The following is a 16,962-nucleotide window of genomic DNA, read 5'->3' on the forward strand; positions in this document are numbered from 1 at the left end:
CGAGGAGCCTTACAGGTCGTTGTAACCCAGCGAACGCAGGGCGCGTTCATCGTCGGACCAGCCGCCCTTGACCTTGACCCACAGGTTGAGCATGACCTTGGAGTCGAACAGCACTTCCATGTCGCGGCGTGCATCGCTGCCGATGCGCTTGATACGCTCGCCCTTGTCGCCGATGATGATTTTCTTCTGGCCGTCGCGTTCGACCAGAATCAGCGCATGGATATGCAGAACACGCCCTTGTTGCTTGAACTCTTCGATTTCGACGGTGATCTGGTACGGCAGCTCGGCACCGAGCTGGCGCATGATCTTTTCGCGCACCAGTTCAGCGGCCAGGAAGCGGCTGCTGCGGTCGGTGATCTGGTCTTCCGGAAAGAAGTGATCACTTTCGGGCAGGTGCGAAGCAATCAGGCCTTCCAGCGCTTCGAGGTTATGGCCGTGCTGGGCCGAGATCGGCACGATCGAGGCCTTCGGCAACTGGCTTTGCAGCCACTCGAGGTGCGGCATCAGCTCGCCCTTGTCTTCGATGCGGTCGGTCTTGTTGATCGCCAGAATCAGCGGCCCTTCGACGTACTGCACACGCTCCAGCACCATCTGGTCCTCATCGGTCCAGCGGGTACGGTCGACCACGAAGATCACCACGTCGACGTCTTTCAACGCCGCCGAGGCGGTCTTGTTCATATAGCGGTTCAGGGCCTTGTCGCTGTTCTTGTGCATGCCGGGGGTGTCGACGTAGATGGCCTGCACATCGCCTTCGGTCTTGATCCCCAGCATGTTGTGGCGGGTGGTCTGCGGCTTGCGCGAGGTGATCGCCAGCTTCTGGCCAAGGATGTGGTTGAGCAGCGTGGACTTGCCCACGTTGGGTCTGCCGACAATCGCGACATAGCCGCAGCGGGTTACGTTTGTATCAGTCATTGCCATTCTCCACGCCCAGGGCGATTAGGGCCGCAGCAGCAGCGACCTGCTCTGCAATACGCCGGCTGACACCCTGGCCGCGGCTTTTTTCGTTCAACAGGCTGATTTCGCACTCGACAAAGAATGTCCGGCAATGCGGCTCGCCCTGGATATCGACCACCTCGTAGCGCGGCAACTCGCACGCGCGCGACTGCAAAAATTCCTGCAGACGGGTTTTGGGGTCTTTGTTGGTGTCGACCAGCGTCAGGCTTTCGAACTCATTGGTCAGCCAGGCCAGCACGCGCTCGCGCGCGGTGGCCATGTCCGAGTCCAGGTAGATCGCGCCGATCAGTGCTTCCAGGGCATCGGCAAGAATCGACTCACGACGGAAACCGCCGCTTTTCAATTCACCCGAGCCCAGACGCAGGTACTCGCCCAGTGCAAAACCGCGAGCCAGCAAGGCCAGGGTTTCACCCTTGACCAGACGGGCGCGCAAGCGCGACAACTGGCCTTCGCGAGCCTGCGGAAAACGCTCGAACAGCGCCTCGCCGGCCACGAAGTTGAGAATCGCGTCGCCGAGAAACTCCAGACGTTCGTTGTTGCGACCGGCAAAGCTGCGGTGGGTCAGTGCCAGGATCATCAGTTCCTGATCGCGGAAGGTATAGCCGAGCTGACGCTCGAGACGACTTAGGGATGCACTCACGGTTTGGCCACGCTGAATTGCTTGTCGAACTTCATGACCAGGTCGACATTGAAGATCAGGGGTTCACGTTGTTCGTAATCGAGGTGGGCCACGAACCTGTTGTTCTCCACCTTCAGTTTTAAAGCCTGTTTCAAATCTAGATTCCGGATGTTATTGACCTGCATGTTCTTACCGACATAACTGTAAAAGTCATCGACCGAATCAATGCCCAGTGTCGGGTTGGTTTCAGCCGTCTCGATGATCTTCTTCATGGAAAAATAGTCGAGGTAATGAGGCACTATCTTGAAGGCGGTGCTCACGGTAAACGCAATGAGTCCCAGCAGCAGCAACAGCCCCACCAGCGACAATCCCTTTTGCCAGGCACCGAACTTCATGTCCACGTCCAAAGAGTAGCTCGGCACCCTGACTTTACGAGCCAGGATTTCGAGCGGTCAAAATGACATACGGCGCTGTTCGAGACAGCGCCGCAGCGATTACTTGATCAACCCGACCCGTGAAAAGGTCGGGAAGTGACTGAGCTTGGGCTCGGGCCAGCTCATCCAGACCGCGAAGGCCTTGCCCACGATATTACGATCCGGGACCATGCCCAGCTCGTCCTTGGGAATATTGGGATCATCCCAGTAACGGCTGTCGTTGGAGTTGTCCCGGTTGTCGCCCATCATGAAATAGTGCCCGGCCGGCACCGTCCACTCGCTGTCTGGCGGTGCACGGTAGCGAGTCATTTCCTGACGGATCTGGTGCTCGACCTCACCCAGCTTTTCCGAATACAGCTCGGCGCTGCCCAGGGTGCCCGGTTCGCTGCCGATCAGGGTCTTGCTCACCGATTGCCCGTTGACGAACAGACGCTTGTCGCTGGTGTAGCGAATCTGGTCGCCCGGCAGGCCGATGACACGCTTGATGTAGTTGACGCTCGGGTCGCTTGGGTAGCGGAACACCATTACATCGCCGCGCTGCGGATCACCGATCTGGATGACCTTCTGGTCCAGCACCGGCAGGCGAATGCCGTACGAGAACTTGTTGACCAGAATGAAATCACCCACGTCGAGGGTCGGCTTCATGGAGCCAGACGGAATCTGGAAGGGCTCGACCAGAAACGAACGCAGCACCAGCACGATGAACAGCACCGGGAAGAACGACTTGCCGTATTCAACCAGGATCGGCTCTTTGCTCAGGCGCTCGACGACCGCCATGTCCGGCTGTCCGACACTGACCTGATAGTTCGAGATGGCCGCACGGCGCCGAGGCGCCAGCAACACCAGATCGAGCAAGGCCAGCAGGCCGCAGACGAATACAGCAATGACCAACAACAGCGGGAAATTTAGTGACATATGACCTGCTATTCCAACCTGAGCACTGCAAGGAAGGCTTCTTGTGGAATTTCCACGTTGCCGACCTGCTTCATGCGTTTCTTACCGGCCTTTTGCTTCTCGAGCAGCTTGCGCTTACGGCTGACGTCACCGCCATAACATTTGGCCAATACGTTCTTTCTGAGCGCCTTGACAGTGGTCCGCGCGATAATCTGCCCGCCAATGGCGGCCTGGATTGCCACATCGAACATCTGCCTTGGAATCAGTTCCTTCATCTTCTCAGTCAGCGCGCGGCCTTTATAGTTCGCGTTATCGCGGTGCACGATCAGCGCCAGCGCGTCGACCTTGTCACCGTTGATCAATACGTCGAGCTTGACCAGGTTGGCCGACTGATAGCGATCGAAATGGTAGTCCAGCGAAGCGTAGCCACGGCTGGTCGACTTCAGACGGTCAAAGAAATCCAGGACTACTTCGTTCATCGGCAGGTCGTAGCGAACCTGTACCTGTGTGCCGAGGAACTGCATGTCGCGCTGCACGCCACGCTTCTCGATGCACAGGGTAATGACGTTGCCCAGGTGCTCTTGCGGCACAAGGATCGTGGCCTGAACGATCGGTTCACGGAAGTCTTCGACCGCCGAGACATCCGGCAGGCGCGACGGGTTGTCGACGTAGATGGTTTCGCCGGTCTTGAGCTTGATCTCGTAGATCACGCTCGGGGCGGTGGTGATCAGGTCCAGGTCGTACTCGCGCTCAAGGCGCTCCTGGATGATCTCCATGTGCAGCATGCCCAAGAAGCCGCAACGGAAGCCGAAGCCCAGTGCGTCGGAGCTTTCCGGCATATATTGCAACGACGAGTCGTTGAGGGTCAGCTTTTGCAGGGCATCGCGGAAATCTTCGAAGTCGTCGGAGCTGACCGGGAACAGGCCGGCATACACCTGCGGCTGAATACGCTTGAAGCCTGGCAGCATCTCGACATCGGGCGTCGAGTTGAGGGTCAGGGTGTCACCCACCGGCGCGCCAAGAATTTCCTTGATGCCGGCAATGATGAAGCCCACTTCGCCGGCCTTCAGGTCAACGGTGGCGGTGTGCTTGGGGTTGAAGACGCCGACGCTGTCGACCAGGTGCACCTTGCCGGTGGACTTGACCAGAATCTTGTCGCCCTTCTTGACCCGACCCTGGCGCACACGCACCAGCGAGACGACGCCCAAGTAGTTGTCGAACCAGGAATCGATGATCAGCGCCTGCAACGGTGCGTCGATTTCACCGGTCGGCGGCGGGATGGTCGCGACCAGACGCTCGAGCACCTCGTCGACGCCCATGCCGCTTTTGGCGCTGCACGCCACCGCGTCGGTTGCGTCGATGCCGATGATCTTCTCGATTTCGTCCTTGACCCGATCCGGGTCGGCCTGCGGCAGGTCCATCTTGTTCAGGACCGGCATGACTTCCAGGCCTTGCTCGATGGCGGTATAGCAGTTGGCGACCGACTGGGCCTCGACGCCCTGACCGGCATCGACCACCAGCAGTGCACCTTCACAGGCTGCCAGGGAACGGCTGACTTCATAGGTGAAGTCGACGTGGCCCGGGGTGTCAATGAAGTTCAGCTGATAGGTGATACCGTCGCGGGCCTTGTAATACAGGGTGACGCTGTGGGCCTTGATGGTGATGCCACGCTCGCGCTCAAGGTCCATGGAATCGAGAACCTGCGCCTCCATTTCGCGCTCGGACAAGCCGCCGCACATCTGGATGAAGCGGTCGGCCAGGGTCGACTTGCCATGATCGATGTGGGCGATGATGGAGAAATTACGAATGTGGCTCAAATCACTCACGGATCAACACTCAAAAAGGGGCACAGGCAAATCGCCCGCTGAAAAATAGCCGGGAATTGTACCTGAAGGAACGCCGGGGCGTCACGCTCGCCGCAAAGCGAGCCCGACAGTAAAGCAAAAGGGCGACCCATGCCGCCCTTTTGCCGTTCAGCCCCGAAAATTACTCGGCAAGCTTGAAGGTAATGAAGCTCGCACGCCCCTGACGCAACACGCGCATGGACACAGAGCGGTCTTTAGGCAGGCTCTTGGCGACCTCGGTGAACTGCTTGGCCGACACGATGGCCTGGTTGTTGAGGTGGGTAATCACATCGCCCCCCTGCAGACCGATCAGTGCTGCCGGACCACCCTGAACCTCTTTGATGACCACGCCACCCTTGAGATCCAGGCTCTTTTTCTGCTCGGCGGTCAGTTCGATCACCGACACACCCAGACGATTGCTGCTGCGCTCGGCACCGGAACCCTGCACGCCCATTTCCTGGCCTTCGTCAGGCAGCGCACCGACGGTGACGCTGACCTTCTGGCGCTTGCCGTCGCGGATCACTTCCAGTTCGGCCTTGCTGCCGTCCTTGAGGTTACCGATCAGGTGCGGCAGGTCGGCAGACATCACGATTGGCTGACCATTGGCGGTCAGAATCACGTCACCGACCTGCAAGCCACCCTTGGCTGCCGGGCTGTCTTCAAGCACCTGAGCCACCAGCGCACCGGCTGGACGCTCCAGACCGAAGGATTCGGCCAGGTCCTTGTTCACTTCCTGAATGACCACGCCCAGCCAGCCGCGATTGACCTTGCCGCTGGCCTTGAGCTGATTGGCCACATCCATCGCCACATCGATCGGAATCGCGAACGACAGACCCATGAAGCCACCGGAGCGGGTGAAAATCTGCGAGTTGATGCCGACCACTTCGCCTTTCATGTTGAACAGCGGACCACCGGAGTTGCCCGGATTGATCGCCACGTCGGTCTGGATGAACGGCACATAGGTGTCGTTCGGCAGGCTGCGGCCCTTGGCACTGACAATGCCTTTGGTCACCGAATGATCGAAACCGAAGGGCGAGCCGATGGCCAGCACCCACTCCCCGACCTTGAGGGTGTTGGAGTTGCCCAGCTTGGCGGTCGGCAGGTTCTTGCCGTCGATTTTCAGTACGGCGACATCGGTGCGAGGATCGGTGCCGACCAGCTTGGCCTTCAGCTCACTGCGATCGGACAGGCGCACAAGAATCTCATCGGCACCGTCGACCACATGGTTATTGGTCAGCACATAGCCGTCGTCGGAAATGATGAAGCCCGAACCCAGCGACTGGGCCTCGCGCTGACGATCACCGCGCCCCGGCGAACGCGAGCCTGGCGGCGTGCTGCGCTCAAGAAACTCACGCAGCATCGGCGGCAGGCCCTCAAGATCCGGGACCTGGCTTGCGATGGCGCGCTCCGGCATTTTCTGCCGGGTACTGATATTCACTACCGCCGGGGATGCCTGTTCGACCAACCCGGTGAAATCCGGCAGGTCCTCTGCCTGGACTGCGGCGATCTGACCGAGCATCAGCACGGCAGTCATCAAGGATAGATAAGACTTCAAGCGTGGTATCGACATACGGCTCCCGTTGGTACGAGCAAATTAAGCAATAGAGCGACTGATCCTTCAGACAACCTTTTCCAGCCTCATAAAACGACAAAGGCCACAGCTGTGAGGCTGTGACCTATAGAAAAAATTCAGCGTTTTTGCAACCTGCAAAGCTCACCAAACATTTCCGTCAGACCGCTCCAGTCAGAGCAAACTATAGGCTGTATCGACGCCGCAACCGAAGTGAAACCTTTTACATCTGCGACTGCGCGCGGCTATTTACTGGCCGCTGCATCGCCATGACGCATCGACAGCGCAATACGCTCGGCGGTGCCGACCGGTATTTCACCGACCACCGTGATCATGCCCTCACCCTGCGCCGAATTCAGGTGCCGCGACACAACGGCCGTGGGACCGAACTGGGTACGGATGTCCGGTGCAACCTGTGCAGGCACCGGCTCGATAAACACCGAAAAGCGCGTCAGGCCATCGCCATACAGCAGGCTGATAACCTGGGGGCTGGAGTCGCTGTCCTTGCGCACCGATTGATTACTCAGCTCGAAGCCGGGCGGCAGCCAGTCCGCGCGCCAGGCAACCGGCATGGACGAAGCCTGGGCAGCAGGCTTGTTTTTAGGCGCCGGCAAGGGCTTGCATTCGGCACTGGCCTGCAAGGACTGCTCGTCAGGAAGTCGGGAAGGATCGAAGTCCGTGAACTGGAAACGCTCCAGCAGTTGCCCTTTCTCGCTCAACAACAGCGATTTGAGGGTCATGCCGGTTTCGTTGTCCAGGTGCAGCTCGACACCATAACGGTGCTGATCCTTGGGCGACATGACCAGAATTGTGGCAGAGCGTCCGGCGACGCGGGACTTGCCAGCCACTTTCATGTCGTACCAGGCGGACAGCTTTCTGGCATCCAGCACACGCCCTGAAGGATCGGGCAGATTGGCCAGCCCCGTCACCAGCGTGCCACTGACGCATTGCGTCAGGCCGTCGACACGCAGGATTTCCTGGGCTGAGCCATCGAGTTGCAGAAGGCGTTCACGCACTTTGCCATCTTGTACCCTGTGCCAGATGCGATGGGTGGAAAAACCACCGTTACGCTCGTAAACAAAAGTACCTTGAAAGCTTTGTTGCTGCTCGGCTTGCGCAAGACGCTTGAGAAGATCTTGCGCATCGTCGGCATACGCTGGAGCGGCTAGCCATCCACTGAACAACAACGGCAATAGGGGAATGGCTCGCATACTCTTCCTTAGCGGTTTTCCAGGCTGGCAGCGCGTGCGTAAGGCAGAGCGCTTTCAGTCTCCTTCAGAGCCGCCTGCTGGGCATGCTGACGCAGGTAGCCCGGCACACGCTGGTCATCTGCACCGGCCTGAGCCTGTACAGCACCATTGGCGGGACCGGCAGCTTCCTCAGTGTAACCGGCCAGTACCGCAGGCCCTTGAGGCTGTGCGACCGACAGGTTGGCAGGCTGTTGATTCTGCTGGGCCAGCTGGGCACCGGTGATTTCGTCCTGGTTATACAGGCGTACACCGGCCAGTACCGCAACCGTTACCGACGCTGCAACCGCCAGGCGACCAAGGGTACGCCATGGGCCGCGAGCAGCCTTGACTGGCGAAGCCTCGTCGGCAATCGCAGCCGATACAGCGGCCGAGATGTCCAGATGGGGCAGCAACAGTTCCTTGTGCATCGCCGCACGGGCGACCTGATAACGAGACCAGGTGGCGCGTGTCTCCGCGTCGTCGATGGCACTCAGCACTCGACGTAATTCCAGTTCGTCCGCTTGGTTATCCATCACTGCGGACAGCGATTCCTGCAGGGCTTCACGACTCATGGCGGGTTCCTCTCTTGGCTATCGCCGCTGTCTCAGGATTCCTGCAACAACGGCTGCAGGGCTTTATCGATGGCTTCCCGAGCGCGAAAGATCCGAGATCGCACGGTACCCACCGGACACTGCATGACGCTCGCAATGTCTTCGTAACTCAGACCGTCGAATTCGCGCAAAGTTAGGGCCGTGCGTAAATCTTCCGGGAGAAGCTGGATGGTTCGATGCACAGTGCTCTCGATCTCATCCCTCAACAATGAACGCTCCGGAGACTCGATGTCCTTGAGGCCATGATCGCCGTCGTAGAACTCTGCGTCTTCGGATTTCACATCACTGTCCGGTGGCCGCCGACCGCGCGACACCAGGTAGTTTTTCGCCGTGTTGATAGCGATGCGGTACAGCCATGTATAAAAAGCACTGTCGCCGCGAAAGTTGCCGAGTGCGCGGTAGGCCTTGATAAAGGCTTCCTGCGCAACGTCTTGAGCTTCATGGGTGTCGTGCACGAATCGCACGATCAACCCGAGAATCTTGTGCTGGTACTTCAGCACCAACAGATCAAAGGCTCGCCGATCGCCACGCTGTACGCGCTCGACCAGCTGCTGATCCTCTTCCTGGGTTAGCATGAACACTCCTCATTGAGCCTGAAGGAGTGTTGCATCAGCCATCGTTCAGGCTTGCAAACATAGACTCGGGCTTTTGACAAAAGTTCTCCCCCTTCAGGCAAGTTTCCTGCTGGCACTAAGCTGGCCTGCACGAAAAACGCAGCTCGAACACTGCCCGGCTGCGTGAATAGTCTTGTCGTCGATTTCGCTGCCGATGATCCTTCGCGGCATGGCCGACGCTGTTGCTGATACAGGCAACCTGCTATTGAACGCGGGGTTTGCTGAAAAGTTCCCGCACCCCGCAAATGCAGGCGCAAGACCCACACCACCCACCCTGATCGCTACCCCGCATGACCGTTGTTGGACCCCAACGAGCGATTGCAGCGAAAACGGTAGGCATGGCGTCAACGACTGGCGCACAATCCGCCCCCCGCCTCTAGTCTCACATTGCCATGAAAAAGCGAGGCTATTGTGCCGGTCCCCCCTTACTTATACTAGTGGCCGCTCGACGCGGAGTTGATAGATGAGCCAACATTTTCAGCATGACGTTCTGGTTATCGGCAGCGGCGCGGCGGGATTGAGCCTGGCCCTGACACTCCCTGCGCACCTGCGCATTGCCATCCTGAGCAAGGGCGACCTGGCCGACGGCTCGACCTTCTGGGCCCAGGGTGGCGTTGCGGCGGTTCTGGACGACACCGATACCGTCGAGTCGCACGTCGAGGACACCCTCAATGCCGGTGGCGGCCTGTGCAACGAAGAAGCGGTGCGTTTTACCGTCGAGCACAGCCGCGAGGCCATCGAGTGGCTGATCGAGCAGGGCGTGCCCTTCACTCGCGACGACGATGGCGACGAACAGCCGCACAGCTTCGAATTCCACCTGACCCGCGAGGGCGGCCACAGCCACCGGCGCATCATCCATGCCGCCGATGCCACGGGCGCTGCGATCTTCAGGACGCTGCTGGAACAAACCCGCAAGCGCGACAATATCGAACTGCTGGAGCAACGCGTCGCGGTCGACCTGATCACCGAGCCGCGCCTGGGCCTGCCCGGCCAGCGCTGCCTGGGCGCCTATGTGCTGGACCGCAAGACCGGCGAGGTCGACACCCACGCTGCGCGCTTCACCATTCTGGCCTCGGGCGGTGCAGCCAAGGTCTACCTCTATACCAGCAACCCGGACAGCGCCTCCGGCGATGGCATTGCCATGGCCTGGCGCTCGGGCTGCCGGGTGGCCAACCTGGAATTCAACCAGTTCCACCCCACCTGCCTGTATCACCCACAGGCCAAAAGCTTTCTGGTCACCGAAGCCCTGCGCGGCGAAGGTGCCTTCCTCAAGCTGCCCAATGGCGAGCGCTTCATGCCGCGCTTCGACGAACGCGCAGAACTGGCCCCGCGCGACATCGTGGCCCGCGCCATCGACCATGAAATGAAGCGCCTGGGCATCGACTGCGTGTATCTGGACATCAGCCACAAGCCCGAAGCCTTCATCAAGTCACACTTTCCGACGGTGTACGAACGCTGCCTGGCGTTCTCTATCGACATCACCCGCGAACCGATTCCAGTGGTGCCGGCGGCGCATTACACCTGCGGCGGCGTGGTGGTCGACAGCCAGGGCCGCACCGATGTGCCGGGCCTGTACGCGATTGGCGAAACCAGTTGCACCGGGCTGCATGGTGCCAACCGTATGGCCAGCAACTCGCTGCTCGAATGCTTCGTCTATGCCCGCTCGGCGGCCGCTGACATCGTCGGGCAACTGGCGGACATCGACATGCCGACGTCATTGCCTGCCTGGGATGCCAGCCAGGTGACAGATTCAGACGAGGACGTGATCATCGCCCACAACTGGGACGAGCTGCGGCGTTTCATGTGGGACTACGTTGGTATCGTGCGTACCAGCAAACGCCTGCAACGCGCCGAACACCGCGTGCGTTTGCTGCTGGATGAGATCGACGAGTTCTATAGCAACTACAAGGTCAGCCGCGACCTGATCGAGCTGCGCAACCTGGCCCAGGTGGCGGAACTGATGATCCGCTCGGCCATGGAACGCAAGGAATCACGCGGCTTGCATTACACGCTGGATTACCCGGACATGCTGCCGCAAGCCAGAGACACGATTCTGGTACCGGGCAACTTCAACAGCTGAGTCAGCCGCGCCGGGCAAACCTGAGCCGCACCCGCAGGCGACGGTGAATGTCCGGCGCCAGCGCATCACGTGCAATACATACAGAATGCGCCCGCCAGCCGGGCCGTTCGCCGTGCAGCAGACGAAAACGCAGCACCACCATCAACGGTAATGCCATGCTGTCGGCCATGATCTGCACCGGCTGCCAGCCACCCTGCCCGCTCCATATCTGCCAGCCTTCGCGGCCCTGGCGCAGGGCCTTGAATGCCTGCGCGTGGCTGAGCAGGATGGCACGCGGCAATACATAGGCCGCATGAGCCAGACACAGCGACAAACCGGCCGCCTGACCCCATAACGGTATATCGAGCTGCCACAAGGCCAGCCATGCCAGCGCCTGGGCAAGCAGATACCCCGTCAGCAAACCCTTTGAGGCCTGCCAACGGCATTCGAACGGCTCACTTGGGCTGGACACGGTCCAGGATCATGCGAACCATGCGCTGCAACTCGGGATCTTCAGACTCGCCGCGCTGCATGAACCAGCCAAACATGTCCTGGTCTTCACATTCGAGCAGACGGCGATACAGCGCCCGGTCGACATCGTTAAGATTGGCGTAAACCTCGCGGACAAACGGCACCAGCAGCACGTCCAGCTCGAGCATGCCGCGGCGGCTATGCCAGAAAAGACGGTTGAGTTCTACATCTTCGACCATGGATCGCTCCTCAAAGTAGCCGGCAAGTATACAGCCATGCCGCCGTATAGGGTGCCTGGCGGTTTGCGTATACCTTTATTCATGTTGCAGCACTATGATGTGCGTCATTCCTTTAAACCTTTGCGATGACCATGGCCGACTCAGCTTTCTTCTGCACGTTGTCTCACGAAGGCATTCTGGCCGTTCGCGGCGTGGATGCCGGCAAATTCCTCCAGGGTCAGTTGACCTGCAATATCAATTACTTGAGTGAAACCCGCTCAGGCCTGGGTGCACGCTGCACGCAAAAGGGCCGCATGCAATCGAGCTTTCGCATTCTGTTCGACGCCGATGGCTGCCTGCTGGCGATGGCCTCTGAGCTGATCGAGCCGCAACTGCTCGATTTGCGCAAGTACGCGGTGTTTTCCAAATCGAAGCTGACCGATGAAAGCGCCGAATGGGTGCGTTTCGGCCTGCAGGACGGCGATCACGCGCTGGCCGCACTGGACCTTGCACTGCCGGCTGAAACCGACAGCCTGGTGCGCAACGAGCAGGTGATTGCCACACGAGTCAGCCCGGGCCGGGCCGAACTCTGGGTGCGCGCAGCGCATGCCGAAGAGATCGAGGCAACACTGGCCGCCAACCTGACCGAAGGCTCGCTCAACGACTGGCTGCTGGGGCAGATCCGCGCCGGTATCGGCCAGGTCATGCCCGCCACCCGCGAAGAGTTCATCCCGCAGATGATCAACCTGCAGGCCGTTGGCGGCGTGAGCTTCAAGAAGGGCTGCTACACCGGCCAGGAAATCGTGGCGCGCATGCAGTACCTGGGCAAGCTCAAGCGCCACCTGTATCGCCTGAGCGTGGAGGGTGTCGAACACCCCGAGCCCGGCACCCCACTGTTCTCGCCGGCGCACAAGAGCGCCGTTGGCAACGTGGTACTGGCCGCCAATACGCTGAACGGCAGTGAACTGCTTGCGGTCTTACAAGCAGACGTTGCCGAAGCCGGACTGATTCATCTGGGTGACGCCGAGGGCCCTGCCCTGCACCTGCACGACCTGCCCTACACGCTGGACAGCAAACTGGAAACCCAGCGCTGAGTAAACCGGCAGGCTAAAGGCCTGTCGGCTTTATAAGAAACCCACAGCTACGAGACTTAGCATGAGCAAGATGGCTGATGAGGTACAGAAAGATCTGATCAAGGCTATCGATCGCGATGCCTTGTTCCTGCCGACCTTGCCTGAAGTTGCCTTGAAAATCCGTCAGGCTGCCGAAAATACCGAGATCAGTGTGACCGCGCTGAGCCGGGTGATCGGCAGCGACACGGCCCTTTCTGCCCGTCTGATCAAAGTGGCCAACAGTCCGATGTTGCGCGGCAGCGTCGAAGTCAGCGATGTGAACACTGCTATTTTGCGCCTGGGCGTGAACTACACCAGCAACCTGGCGATTGGCCTGGTGGTCGAGCAGATGTTTCATGCCAAATCGCCGGTCATCGAACAAAAAATGCGCGAAATCTGGCTACAGAGCCTGCAAGTGGCCGGCATCGGCTACACCCTGTGCCAGCGCTACACCCAACTGAAACCCGACCAGGCCACGCTTGCAGGGCTGGTGCACCTGATCGGCGTTCTGCCGATCCTGACCTACGCCGAAGACCACTTCGAGCTGCTGTCAGACCCGGTCAGCCTCAACCATGTCATCGACAACATCCACCCGGCCATCGGCGAACGCCTGCTGCGCTCCTGGGACTTTCCCGAACCGCTGGCCACCCTGCCCGGCCACTTTCAGGACCTGACCCGCGTATCGAAAAAAGCCGATTACGTCGATCTGGTTCAGGTGGCAAGCGTGCATCTTCATAAAGGCAGCAATCACCCCTTTGGCCAGATCGATATCACCGACCTGCCAGCGTTCAACCAGCTGGGGCTCGACCCGGCCGGCGGGCAGTTGAGCGTAGAAATGGATGAAGCGCGCAAGATGCTTTACTGAGCGAAGAGCGGCGGGTGATCACACAAAACTCACGCGCACCTTCAACCCGCGCTCCGCGCCGTCGTGCAACGAAATCTGCGCCAGATGAGCGCGGCAGATTTCGCCGACGATGGCCAGCCCCAACCCTGTCCCCGAACCTTGCTGGCTGCGTCGGTAAAACCGCTCGAAGACCCGCACCCGATCAGCTTCAGGGATCCCCGGTCCATCGTCCTCGACTTCCAGAATGCCCGGTGCATGCACCCGCAACACCACGTTGCCGCCCGACGGCGTGTGGGCCAACGCATTATCGATCAGGTTGCTGAGCAGTTCGTTGAGCAAGGTCGGCTCTCCGCGCAGCCACACCGGCTCATCGGCCTCCAGCGCCAGCGCCACCCCGCGCGCATGCGCCAGCGGCGCCATGGCCAGGCCCAGCTCGCGGGCCAACTGGCTGAGATCGAGTTGCTGCGCGCCGCCTTCGCTGATCGCCCGGGCGCCGTTTTCGATGCGCGCCAGCGACAGCAACTGATTGGCCAGGTGCGTCAGCCGGTCGGTGCTTTGCGCCGCCAGTTCCAGCGTACGCCGCCACTGCGCCGGGTCCTGCTCACGCAACCCCAGCTCGACCCGCGCCTTGAGCGCCGCCAGCGGTGTGCGCAGTTCATGCGCCGCATCGGCGATAAATTGCCCTTGTCGCTCAAATTGCACACGCAAGCGCTCGGTGAAGTGGTTCAACGCACCGACCAACGGGCGCAACTCGTGCTGCACCTCAACCATCGGCAAGGCACGTAAATCGTCGGGCTGGCGTTCTTCCACCGCGCTGCGCAAGCGGCCCAACGGACGCAAGGCGGCGCTGACCGTGAACCAGACCAGCAACAGCGCACCGCCACCGAGCATGCCGAGGCGCAACAGGGTGTCGGCCATCAGACTGCGCGCCATGCCGACCCGTGCCTCTTGCGTCTCGGCCACGCGAATTTCAGCGATGCCGTTCATGCCCGGCTCGCTGACCGGCTTGAGCAGGCTGACCACGCGCACGTCCTGGCCCAGATACACGCCGTTATAAAAGCTGGCCAGCGCCGGATAATCATCGGTGCGCAGCGTGCCGGGCGGCGGCGACGGCAGGTTTTCGTAGCCGGAAATCAGCTTCTTGTTGATGTCATTGACCTGGTAATAAATCCGCCCCTCGCTGTCGTAGGCAAAGGTGTCGAGCGCCACATAGGGAATCTCGGCACTCAAGGTGCCGTCGCGCTGGGTCAGGCCGGCAGCAATGGTCCGAGCCGAAGCCAGCAGTGTGCGGTCGTAGGCGGTGTCGGCCACTTCACGGCCGTTCCAGTAGGCACTCATGACACTGGCCAGCATCAGCACGATCAACAGTAAGGCCAGGTTCCACAGCAGCCGCCCGCGCAGGCTGTTATTGCGCATCGCGGCTTTCCAGCAGATAGCCCAGGCCACGAAAGGTCACGATCGCCACGGACTGACCATCAAGCTTTTTGCGCAAGCGATGGATATAGATCTCGATGGCATCGGGGCTCGCCTCTTCGTCCAGGCCAAAGACCTGCGAGGCCAGTTGCTCCTTGCTCATGACGCGACCGGGACGGGCGATCAATGCCTCAAGCACCCCCTGCTCACGCGAGGTCAGGTTGAGCAGTTCACCCGCCAGGCTGAAACGCCGGGTATCGAGGTCATACGACAGCGCGCCGCAGCGCTGCTGGCGCTCACCACCCAGCACACTGCGGCGCAACAAGGCCTTGACCCGCGCTTCCAGTTCCGACAGTTCGAACGGCTTGGCCAGGTAGTCGTCGGCACCCAGATTGAGCCCCAGCACCCGGTCCTTGACGTCGCTGCGCGCCGTCAGCATCAACACCGGCAGGTTCTTGCCCCGCGCCCGCAACCGGCCCAGCACCTCGAAGCCGTCCATGCGCGGCAAGCCCACATCGAGAATGGCCACGGCATATTCCTCGCTGCTCAAGGCCAGGTCTGCCGCCACGCCGTCGTGCAGCACATCAACGGTTAAACCTGCGCCCTTGAGCGCCTGCGCCACACTTTCAGCCAGTTGCAGATGGTCTTCGACGAGCAGAACGCGCATCAACGTCTCCAGAATCAGGTTGCCATGACGGCTTGTGGACACGGAGTTTACAGACGCACCAAGGCCTGTGAAGCACCGAAACAACTCGACGCGATTAAACGCTTGTCAGAAAGGTAGCTGAAAGGTTTGCGAAAGGTTGGTGATTTAGCATCGAGCAAACGCCCGAAAATGAGGCGTGGCCAATAACAACAATAAGTAAACGGAGTTACTCATGACCAAGCCCTTCGCGGCCGGACATCACGCCCATTTCTCGACTGCCATCGCGCAGCCTCCCCTCTATCTGACTTCAACGCTTCGATGCAGCGCTCTGCCTCGATGATCTTCGCTGCCTGAAACACAGGCCGCCGCCAACCGATTCGCCCATCCAAAAACAAGAAACGCTTCAGGAGACTGACCATGAACCTGTCCCTTCGTCATCTGGCCCTGGCCGCCGGCAGCATGCTGATCGCCAGCCAACTGTTCGCCGCCGAGCCCAAACGCCCCGAATGCATCGCGCCGGCCTCCCCTGGCGGCGGCTTTGACCTGACCTGCAAACTGGTACAAAGCGCGCTGATCAACGAGAAGATTCTGACCTCGCCGATGCGTGTGACCTACATGCCCGGTGGCGTGGGTGCGGTGGCCTACAACGCGGTGGTCGCCCAGCGGCCGGCCGATGCCGGGACACTGGTGGCCTGGTCCAGCGGTTCGTTGCTCAACCTGGCGCAGGGCAAGTTCGGTCGTTTCGATGAAAACGCCGTGCGCTGGCTGGCGGCGGTCGGCACCAGCTATGGCGCTATCGCGGTGAAAAGCGACTCGCCGTACAAAAACCTCGATGACCTGGTCAAGGCTCTGAAGGCCGACCCGAGCAAAGTCGTGATCGGCTCCGGCGGCACCGTTGGTAGCCAGGACTGGATGCAAACCGCGCTGATCGCCAAGGCCGCCGGCATCAACCCGCGCGCGCTGCGCTATGTGGCGCTGGAAGGCGGCGGTGAAATCGCCACCGCCCTGCTCGGCGGGCACATTCAGGTCGGCAGTACCGACATCTCCGACTCCATGCCACACATCCTCAGCGGCGACATGCGCCTGCTGGCCGTGTTTGCCGACAAGCGCATCGACGAGCCGGAAATGAAAGACATCCCGACCGCCAAGGAACAGGGCTACGACATCGTCTGGCCGGTGGTACGCGGCTTCTACCTGGGGCCAAAGGTCAGCGACGAAGACTACAACTGGTGGAAAGCCTCGTTCGACAAAGTGCTGGCCTCGGAAGACTTCGCCAAGCTGCGTGACCAGCGCGAGCTGTTCCCGTTCGCCATGACCGGCGCAGAGCTGGACACCTACGTCAAGAAGCAGGTCGCCGATTACAAGTTGCTGGCCAAAGAGTTTGGCCTGATTCAGTAATCACCTGCCATTGACCGCTGCACCTGCCAGGC

General features: G+C 60.4%; 17 protein-coding genes. 4 read left to right on the forward strand and 13 right to left on the reverse strand.

Features of this window, described 5'->3' with window-relative positions; all coding sequences use genetic code 11:
• Window positions 1–9: 9 nt before the first annotated feature.
• The 9 genes from era to rpoE all read right to left on the reverse strand — a co-directional run bounded on the left by era (window position 10) and on the right by rpoE (window position 8,730).
• Entirely contained in the window at window positions 10–912 is a 903-nt protein-coding gene (gene era, locus ACYP2A_RS29760) for a GTPase Era (protein WP_459749502.1), read from the reverse strand.
• A complete protein-coding gene (rnc, locus tag ACYP2A_RS29765; RefSeq protein ID WP_459749503.1) occupies window positions 905–1,594 on the reverse strand; it encodes a ribonuclease III in 690 nt (229 codons plus the stop codon). Before rnc ends, era begins: the two co-directional genes overlap by 8 nt.
• On the reverse strand, window positions 1,591–1,968 hold the full coding sequence (locus ACYP2A_RS29770; RefSeq protein WP_459749504.1) for a DUF4845 domain-containing protein: 378 nt from the start codon (window positions 1,966–1,968) through the stop codon (window positions 1,591–1,593). Before ACYP2A_RS29770 ends, rnc begins: the two co-directional genes overlap by 4 nt.
• A 99-nt stretch (window positions 1,969–2,067) precedes the next feature.
• Complete coding sequence (gene lepB, locus ACYP2A_RS29775; RefSeq protein WP_459749505.1) at window positions 2,068–2,922, reverse strand: signal peptidase I; 855 nt, start codon at window positions 2,920–2,922, stop codon at window positions 2,068–2,070.
• 8 nt (window positions 2,923–2,930) lie between these two features.
• Complete coding sequence (gene lepA, locus ACYP2A_RS29780) at window positions 2,931–4,727, reverse strand: translation elongation factor 4 (RefSeq protein WP_459749506.1); 1,797 nt, start codon at window positions 4,725–4,727, stop codon at window positions 2,931–2,933.
• Window positions 4,728–4,887: 160 nt separating this feature from the next.
• Entirely contained in the window at window positions 4,888–6,279 is a 1,392-nt protein-coding gene (locus ACYP2A_RS29785; protein WP_459749840.1) for a DegQ family serine endoprotease, read from the reverse strand.
• Window positions 6,280–6,560: 281 nt separating this feature from the next.
• Window positions 6,561–7,526: a MucB/RseB C-terminal domain-containing protein gene (locus ACYP2A_RS29790; RefSeq protein ID WP_459749507.1), complete on the reverse strand. Its 966-nt coding sequence runs from the start codon at window positions 7,524–7,526 to the stop codon at window positions 6,561–6,563.
• An 8-nt stretch (window positions 7,527–7,534) separates the two neighbouring features.
• Window positions 7,535–8,116 (reverse strand): RseA family anti-sigma factor, encoded by a 582-nt coding sequence (locus ACYP2A_RS29795; RefSeq protein ID WP_459749508.1) that lies wholly within the window; start codon window positions 8,114–8,116, stop codon window positions 7,535–7,537.
• 32 nt (window positions 8,117–8,148) lie between these two features.
• Complete coding sequence (rpoE, locus tag ACYP2A_RS29800) at window positions 8,149–8,730, reverse strand: RNA polymerase sigma factor RpoE (protein WP_056834582.1); 582 nt, start codon at window positions 8,728–8,730, stop codon at window positions 8,149–8,151.
• A gap of 502 nt (window positions 8,731–9,232) precedes the next feature.
• Here rpoE and nadB point away from each other — a divergent pair.
• Window positions 9,233–10,849 carry an L-aspartate oxidase gene (gene nadB, locus ACYP2A_RS29805; RefSeq protein WP_459749509.1) on the forward strand — a complete coding sequence of 539 codons (1,617 nt, stop codon included), beginning with the start codon at window positions 9,233–9,235 and terminating at the stop codon, window positions 10,847–10,849.
• 1 nt (window position 10,850) lies between these two features.
• On the opposite strand, the gene ACYP2A_RS29810 is transcribed toward nadB, so the two are convergent.
• Entirely contained in the window at window positions 10,851–11,300 is a 450-nt protein-coding gene (locus ACYP2A_RS29810) for a protein YgfX (protein WP_459749510.1), read from the reverse strand.
• Window positions 11,284–11,538, reverse strand: coding sequence for an FAD assembly factor SdhE (locus ACYP2A_RS29815; RefSeq protein WP_459749511.1), 255 nt, complete (start codon window positions 11,536–11,538; stop codon window positions 11,284–11,286). The genes ACYP2A_RS29810 and ACYP2A_RS29815 overlap by 17 nt, the downstream gene beginning before the upstream one ends.
• A gap of 131 nt (window positions 11,539–11,669) precedes the next feature.
• On the opposite strand from ACYP2A_RS29815, the gene ygfZ reads away from it, so the two are divergent.
• Both ygfZ and ACYP2A_RS29825 read left to right on the forward strand, forming a co-directional pair.
• Window positions 11,670–12,611, forward strand: a complete 942-nt coding sequence (gene ygfZ, locus ACYP2A_RS29820) for a CAF17-like 4Fe-4S cluster assembly/insertion protein YgfZ (RefSeq protein WP_459749512.1) — start codon at window positions 11,670–11,672, stop codon at window positions 12,609–12,611.
• A 61-nt stretch (window positions 12,612–12,672) separates the two neighbouring features.
• Window positions 12,673–13,494 carry an HDOD domain-containing protein gene (locus ACYP2A_RS29825; RefSeq protein WP_459749513.1) on the forward strand — a complete coding sequence of 274 codons (822 nt, stop codon included), beginning with the start codon at window positions 12,673–12,675 and terminating at the stop codon, window positions 13,492–13,494.
• Window positions 13,495–13,512: 18 nt separating this feature from the next.
• Here ACYP2A_RS29825 and ACYP2A_RS29830 read toward each other — a convergent pair whose 3' ends face one another.
• Together ACYP2A_RS29830 and ACYP2A_RS29835 are read right to left on the reverse strand one after the other, a co-directional pair.
• Window positions 13,513–14,889 carry a sensor histidine kinase gene (locus ACYP2A_RS29830; protein ID WP_459749514.1) on the reverse strand — a complete coding sequence of 459 codons (1,377 nt, stop codon included), beginning with the start codon at window positions 14,887–14,889 and terminating at the stop codon, window positions 13,513–13,515.
• Window positions 14,879–15,553: a response regulator gene (locus ACYP2A_RS29835; protein ID WP_459749515.1), complete on the reverse strand. Its 675-nt coding sequence runs from the start codon at window positions 15,551–15,553 to the stop codon at window positions 14,879–14,881. Before ACYP2A_RS29835 ends, ACYP2A_RS29830 begins: the two co-directional genes overlap by 11 nt.
• 390 nt (window positions 15,554–15,943) lie before the next feature.
• Here ACYP2A_RS29835 and ACYP2A_RS29840 point away from each other — a divergent pair, with 390 nt between their 5' ends.
• On the forward strand, window positions 15,944–16,930 hold the full coding sequence (locus tag ACYP2A_RS29840) for a Bug family tripartite tricarboxylate transporter substrate binding protein (protein WP_459749841.1): 987 nt from the start codon (window positions 15,944–15,946) through the stop codon (window positions 16,928–16,930).
• Window positions 16,931–16,962: the final 32 nt, after the last annotated feature.

The organism is Pseudomonas sp. 3A(2025) (genome assembly GCF_054589175.1).

Coding starts and splice junctions, on each gene's coding strand:
- era (WP_459749502.1), bottom strand. CDS start 912: ATGACTGATACAAACGTAACCCGCTGCGGCTATGTCGCGATTGTCGGC.
- ACYP2A_RS29770 (WP_459749504.1), bottom strand. CDS start 1,968: ATGAAGTTCGGTGCCTGGCAAAAGGGATTGTCGCTGGTGGGGCTGTTG.
- lepB (WP_459749505.1), bottom strand. CDS start 2,922: ATGTCACTAAATTTCCCGCTGTTGTTGGTCATTGCTGTATTCGTCTGC.
- ACYP2A_RS29785 (WP_459749840.1), bottom strand. CDS start 6,279: ATGACTGCCGTGCTGATGCTCGGTCAGATCGCCGCAGTCCAGGCAGAG.
- ACYP2A_RS29790 (WP_459749507.1), bottom strand. CDS start 7,526: ATGCGAGCCATTCCCCTATTGCCGTTGTTGTTCAGTGGATGGCTAGCC.
- ACYP2A_RS29795 (WP_459749508.1), bottom strand. CDS start 8,116: ATGAGTCGTGAAGCCCTGCAGGAATCGCTGTCCGCAGTGATGGATAAC.
- rpoE (WP_056834582.1), bottom strand. CDS start 8,730: ATGCTAACCCAGGAAGAGGATCAGCAGCTGGTCGAGCGCGTACAGCGT.
- nadB (WP_459749509.1), top strand. CDS start 9,233: ATGAGCCAACATTTTCAGCATGACGTTCTGGTTATCGGCAGCGGCGCG.
- ACYP2A_RS29815 (WP_459749511.1), bottom strand. CDS start 11,538: ATGGTCGAAGATGTAGAACTCAACCGTCTTTTCTGGCATAGCCGCCGC.
- ygfZ (WP_459749512.1), top strand. CDS start 11,670: ATGGCCGACTCAGCTTTCTTCTGCACGTTGTCTCACGAAGGCATTCTG.
- ACYP2A_RS29825 (WP_459749513.1), top strand. CDS start 12,673: ATGAGCAAGATGGCTGATGAGGTACAGAAAGATCTGATCAAGGCTATC.
- ACYP2A_RS29830 (WP_459749514.1), bottom strand. CDS start 14,889: ATGCGCAATAACAGCCTGCGCGGGCGGCTGCTGTGGAACCTGGCCTTA.
- ACYP2A_RS29835 (WP_459749515.1), bottom strand. CDS start 15,553: ATGCGCGTTCTGCTCGTCGAAGACCATCTGCAACTGGCTGAAAGTGTG.